General features: G+C 38.3%; 2 protein-coding genes. Both read right to left on the minus strand.

Annotation, left to right across the window (positions count from 1 at the left end; genetic code table 11):
• Window positions 1–151 precede the first annotated feature (151 nt).
• Window positions 152–5,071, minus strand: coding sequence for a hypothetical protein (locus VB711_RS00915; RefSeq protein WP_323283795.1), 4,920 nt, complete (start codon window positions 5,069–5,071; stop codon window positions 152–154).
• 131 nt (window positions 5,072–5,202) lie between these two features.
• A complete protein-coding gene (locus VB711_RS00920) occupies window positions 5,203–6,543 on the minus strand; it encodes a P-loop NTPase fold protein (protein WP_323283796.1) in 1,341 nt (446 codons plus the stop codon).
• Window positions 6,544–6,655: the final 112 nt, after the last annotated feature.

The raw sequence follows: 6,655 nt of genomic DNA on the forward strand, positions 1-6,655 counted from the left end.
TTTCCTGTGGAGATGAATAATAATTTCTGCTTCCCCTGCTTCCCCTGCTTCCCCTGCTTCCCCTGCTTCCCCTGCTTCCCCTGCTTCCCCTGCCTCCCCTGCCTCCCCTGCCTCCCCTGTTCCCTGTTCCCTGTTCCCTGTTCCCTACTCTCTAATTAACAATTCCATGACACAAACGCCGATCGCTCTCTTCGACATTCTGATTGTATTTGAGATAATTACTTAACCAACTACACCCGTGAAGTAACAAATCGTCAAGATTTAAATTCCAGAGAATAATGGTGTTGTCATCACTAGCCGAGGCTAGTGTTTGACCATCAGGGCTAAAACTGATACTAAATACTGGCGCATTATGCCCACTCAGGGTTTTAATTAGTTTACCCTCACGACTCCAAATTTTGACCGTACTATCCCAACTGGCAGCAGCTAGGAGTTCACCATTAGGGCTAAAAGTTACAGCATTAACGCTATCACTGTATCCCTTTAACAAAGTCTTTAAAAATGTCCCATCCTGTCGCCATAATTTTACGGTGTTATCCCAACTTGCAGAAGCCAGGATTTGGTCGGTGGGACTAAAACTGATTCCTAATACCCAGCCTTGATGAGGTAAGAGAGTAGAAATTAAAGTACCATCTTGTCGCCATAATCTCACTGTTTGGTCATCACTAGCAGAGGCTAAAACTTGACCATCTGGACTAAAACTGACGTTATTTACCCAACCTTGATGGCCTACCAAGGTTTTTAGTAACTTACCTTGACGATTCCAAAGTTTCACGGTTTGATCTTTACTAGCAGAGGCTAAAATTTCACCATCGGGGCTAAAACTGACACTCATTACACTGTCGTTATGACCTAGCAAAGTCTGAATTATCGCCCCATCTCGATCCCAAAGCTTGATGGTTGCATCATAACTAGCCGAAGCTAACATTTCACCCTTGGGGTCAAAACTGACGCTAGGAACTCGATCTGTGTGTCCCCGTAGTGTTTTATAAAGTGTAGTTTCTACCTTGCCTGTTTTAGCAGATCGTCGCCAAAGTTTAATTGTGCGATCGCGACTGCCAGAAGCTAACATCTGACCGTCAGGACTCCAAGCTACACTCAAAACTCGATCTCCATGACCACGCAGTACAGGTAATTTGGAGGTATCCAGACTCCAGATTTTGATAGTTTTATCATAACTTGCTGATACTAGGATTTGACTATCTGGACTAAAAACCACACTGGACACACCATCACTATTACCCCGGAAGGTTTTAATTAAATTACCATTCACAGTCCAGAGATTGATTGTATTGTCATCACCACTAGAAGCTAATTTTTGACCATCAGCACTAAAACTTAAACTCCAAATCATCCCAGTATGCTCAAGTAAAGTTTTATCCAGGGTAACTTTAAATCCGTCCTCGCTGTTATTAGGTTGCCATTGCCATAGTTTCACTGTGTGATCACGACCGGCTGAGGCCAGCACTTGACCATTGGGACTAAAACTAACCACAGTTACACCTTGCTGATGTTCTGATAAAGTTTTAACCAGAGTCCCGTCTCGTCGCCAAATTTTTACTGTTTTGTCGTCACTAGCTGAAGCGATGTATTGTCCATCTGGACTAAATGTTACCCAATTAACCCAGCCTTGATGTCCCTTGAGAATTTTCACCAAACTACCATCCTTGCGCCAAAGTCTGATGGTTGTATCCTTACTACCAGTTGCTAGTAATTCTCCATCGGGACTAAAATTCAGGCTGTAAATCCAATCTTTGTGTCCTGTAATTTTTTTGAATGGTTGGGCATCAAATAGACCAGTATTTGGGTTTTTTCTCCAAAGTTGTATAGTGCGATCTAAACTAGCAGAGGCGAGAATCTGACCATCTGGACTGAAATTTAAGCTAGATACGGCATCGGTGTGACCTTTGAGAGTTTGGAGTAACATCCCGTCAACACGCCAAATTTTCACTGTGCGATCGCGACTTCCCGAAGCCAATAATTTACCATCAGGGCTAAAGGTGACACCCCAAAGAATATCTGTGTGTCCTTCCAAGCGGTTCATTTCTGTCACCCCATAAACTGCTTGTTGTAGGGCTGTAATTACCCGCATTCTAGTATCTGGTTGAACTCCATCGGCTTGTTTGAGTCGTTTCCAAGCTTGCAAACTTTCTAATAGGGCATCAAATTCTTTATTGGAGGCAAATAGGGCTTCACTAGCAGCAGCGATCGCGCTAATCTTTAAGTTAGTTTCGCTGCGTTCTGCCCGGATAGTTTGACGAATGGCTGCCCGTTTTTGAATGTTAGTTTGCCACCACAAAGCACCAATTATTCCTGCCATGACTGCTAATACTAATCCAGCAATTCGCGCTTCTCTGAGTCTTTGCTGTAAAGCTAGATTGAGTTTTTCTTGACTTAATTTTTGAGCAACTTCGGCTTTGTCTTTTGCAAGTTTGGTTTTTTCAAGTTCGGCAACCATACCATAGTTATTTTTTCGCCGAATTGGTTCAACTAAATAATCATGAACGAGTTGATAACGTTCTCCTAACTCTTCTTTAATTTGCACAACTAACCCTGAACCTACCAATATTTCTAAAATCAGTTCCCAAACTTGATCAAAGGTCTGATTTTCTCCTAAAATATTCCCTAAATCAACTTTACTTTTTAGAGGTCTTGTTCCTTTATCGTCAGTTAACTCAAATAACAATTGCCAACTCAGGGTTTCATTTTCAGTACCACAATCTTTAATTACTTCTTCTAACCAGCGTTCTACCAGTTTTTTTGACCCACCACAACCTTGATATTGTTCAAGAGTGGTAATATTTTCTGCTTGGAGTTGAGCACCAACTATTTGTAATTCTATAGGATGTACTTCATCTGTTTGTTCTGCTAAATCCTCTACTAATTGAATAGTTAACTCTTTATCTATTTCAAAACAAGAGTCTTTTGTCAATCGGTCGATAATAGCGATCGCTTCTTGTTTACTGAATTTTCCGATATAATAACGAATATCTTTATCTAGAATATTTTCGTTAATAACACTTAAATTATAAGAATGATCATGTTTTTGTTTACCCAGTCTTTCCAGTTCTAAAAGATAATGTAAATAGTCTTCTCTTAATGATAAAATAATTTTGACAAAGGGAATATTTAAACATTCACTAAAAAATCTATAAAATTCTACCCTTTTAGTGAGGGAGTTACCATTAAAGAAAAATTCTTCAAATTGATCAAAAATCAGAATAATTATATAGTTTTGTGCAACTGCCAGTCGAATTTGATCTAAAATAGTTGCTGGAGTAAATTCTTTGAATGTAGACAGGGCTTTATTTTCTATTGCTTGGCTGATATTTCTGCCACAAACCATTACCCAATCTGTATAAACAGATAAAACAATCGGTAAAGGAATCCTCTCACCTATTACTTTTCCTTTTAAATCGGGAACTAAACCAGCCTTTAAAATTGAACTTTTACCAACTCCAGATGGTCCATGAATAACTGTAAGTTTATAATCTGTCCTGGCAATTCTTTCTACTAAACGATTAACATCTTGCTGTCTGCCAGAAGTGGATATTTCCTGGGCTATTGCTTCAGAAATAAAGGTTTTTCTAGGAGTTGACAAAACTGAATTAACTCTATAACGTTGTGGTTGTAATTGATTTACACCAATGAAAGCACGAAACCCATATTGGTGTTCAATTTGGATTGTTTCTTGCTTGAGTTTAAATGCTTCTGCATAGTTACCCAGTTCATGAAAATAGAGCGATCGCAATTCTGATAAAATCTCTAAATATAAATATGGTTCATCCTGTAAATCACATACCAGCTTTGCCCATTCTAAATTATTGATCGCTTCTTCTCTCTCGCCTAAATTTTTTTGTATTCGTGCCAACAATAAAAGATACCAGCTTTGTTGCTGTCCTTGCATATCTGTTATTTCTTGTGCAATTGTGATGGCTGAATTGATTAATTGATATGCAAGTGACCAATTATTTTCAGATACTGCTACATCTGCCAAAAATCCGTAATCTTGAGCAATTTGGGCAGGAATCCCATATTTTTGATGTAATTGTAATGATTGATTAGTTAATGTTTTTAAATCTCTCCAAAATTTTAAACGATGCAACATTTCACAAGCTGGTAAAATGAATTTTGCCATCAAGTCAAATCTTGGTGCAGCTTCTAAAATATTCAAACATTGGTTAAATTTTAACAGTGCATATTGCCAGTAAGTCTGGCTATTTCCTCGATATAAAGCTGCCATACGTCGATAGCATAACCCAAGATGAAATAAGACAACCGCTTGTTTTAGTAAATTCGGAGAATCTTGATGGTTTTGCCATAAGTTTAAACTTTTTTGATAATGATTTATTGCCTGTTCAATTTGATCATTAATATGTTGATCACGCCCATATACAAATTCTAAACTTGCTTGTAATTCTGGTTCTAATTCAATTCCATATAAACGCAATAAGTCATTTTGAGCAGACTGCATTTCATCCCGTTGTTGAGATTGTGGATCTAAATCTAGGTAATTATTAGATAAAAAGTTAGCTGCACCAATTTCTAAGATTTTGTTAAATAAATATTCTGTATCTTGCTGAATTAAAGTAATTAAACTCGCGTGATCTATTTCAAATTTAATTGTCGTGGCCGCCCAGCTTTTAAAGTCAGGTGCTAATTTAGATAGTAAAGATGCGGTTTCATCTTGTAGCCATAACACCAAAGGAAAGGGTAAAATTTCTGCATAAATATCTCTTTCTTGATTAATTCCAGTTAGTATATCTTCAATGTTGATCACAGAATCAAGACCAAAAACAATAACGGCTGATGGTAAATAATCTGGATCAAAAGATGAAACTATGTTACTCAGTAAAGAAGTTGTTGATGGATCGATCGCTACCGCTGGCAAATCCATATTTTTGCTAATGGTGCGGATATTTTTCAACATTTGCTCTCGGAGATGTTGATAGTTACACCTGACTAAAATTAGAGCAAAATGTCCTTGAGAAAGAGCGATCGCTCTCATCAGTCTTTGTAAACCTAACTGATTGTTTTTAGCGATCGCTGTTGTAAAATCCTGGTTTGTCATAACTTGATCGAGAGATATTTCCCAAGCTGGATCGATACCTTGGTGATTATATCCTTGCCTTTTATTTTCTACCCCTTACCTCTTACCCCTTACCCCTGTTTTAACTTTAGGAATATTCGATTATTCAACACTCAAATTCTCACGGGTTTTTGTTGCCAATTTAGGACTTTTTCTGTTTCCGCTAAAGCTGGACTAATTCCAAACCAACGTCCTTGGCGATCGCGATATTCAAATAAGTACATACTCCGCAGTAAACTTTGATAGTCAGATTCACCTTTTACACTCTGCCATTTCACCACTTTAAACAATAATTCCCACTGGTCTTCATCAATTGCTAACAGCAAATCATCACGATAATCTTTAATCACTGCTTCTAAACAATCCCTCGAAAACGGCGGATCTTGCCTCTGCAAACAGCTATAAAGTAAACCTAATAAATTCCGAATGTGTCCACCACTTACCCGACAAATTCGATCTAAGGTGTCAGGATGATCAAATAATTCTCTAATTAATAATAGTCTCTCATTCCAGCTAACCTCTGGAAACGCCCTCACTAACACCAATTGACGCAATAACGACATCCCTGGTTCATAGTCATCACCATTTCTTTGACGTACCAGTACCATCGGTAATACCTTGGGGGCAATCCCTCCCCCTAAACGGTTTTTTAGTGTTTCGTATTCCTTGGAAAAAATTAAAGCTAGGGGAATTGTGTACACTAAATGACAATTGAGCCTACGCAACTGTTCACCACGGTCAATAAACAGGTATTCTGGTTGCGATCGCCCTGATGGCACTGGACGCATATCCACCCGATCTAAATTATCAACAATCACTACCAAGCCTTTTTGACCACGGTTCTTTAACTGCTCTACAGCTTTTTCTAAAATTTCTTCATTAATTGCCTGTAAAATACTATTGGTTCTTGGTTCAAGATATTGTCTCAATTGATTACGCATTTGGGCGCTATCTTTGGTTTTTGCCGTAATTTTGGCAATTCCTAACCATAGTTCTCCTTCTGCTGACAATTCTATGGGACTTTGTAAAAAATCCCCAACTTCTTGGAACAAGTTGTTAAAGTAACCCGGTTTCAATTTAATGCCAATTTTTTCTAAACTGAAACTAACCTGACGCGCTACACTTAACAAAATATCGCTGATATCTATATCTGCCATGTCCAAATCTTGACTAGACTCAAAATAAACGACATGAAACCCTGCTAATTCTAATTCTGCTTTGAGGCGTTGCAGTTCTGTTGATTTACCGCAGCCAATATGACCTGTAAATAACTGGCAGGTTGGCTCATCTGGAGAAATACGAGTGATGGTTCGTTGCAATTCTTCAACTATTTTGCAACCACGTACATCAGAAAAATCTATATAATACTGTAACCCTAATATATTACCCATATTTAGCGCGTAGCTAGGGTTACAAGCTTTGTAAAACCGCGACAAATTTAGTTGTGTTCTCATTTAGATGTGATGTAGATGCAGTTGGTGTGTAACCTTTTTATCCCCAATTTCTCTAGCCAGTATGCAAACACAGAATCTTTAAACAGGAGTCAGGAGTCAGGAGTCAGGAGTC

The organism is Cronbergia sp. UHCC 0137 (genome assembly GCF_034932285.1).
In the GTDB taxonomy this organism is placed as follows: Bacteria; Cyanobacteriota; Cyanobacteriia; order Cyanobacteriales; family Nostocaceae; genus Cronbergia.

Bases quoted from the DNA above. Each gene is read 5' to 3' on its own strand.
- VB711_RS00915 (WP_323283795.1), bottom strand. From the start codon at position 5,071: ATGACAAACCAGGATTTTACAACAGCGATCGCTAAAAACAATCAGTTA.
- VB711_RS00920 (WP_323283796.1), bottom strand. From the start codon at position 6,543: ATGAGAACACAACTAAATTTGTCGCGGTTTTACAAAGCTTGTAACCCT.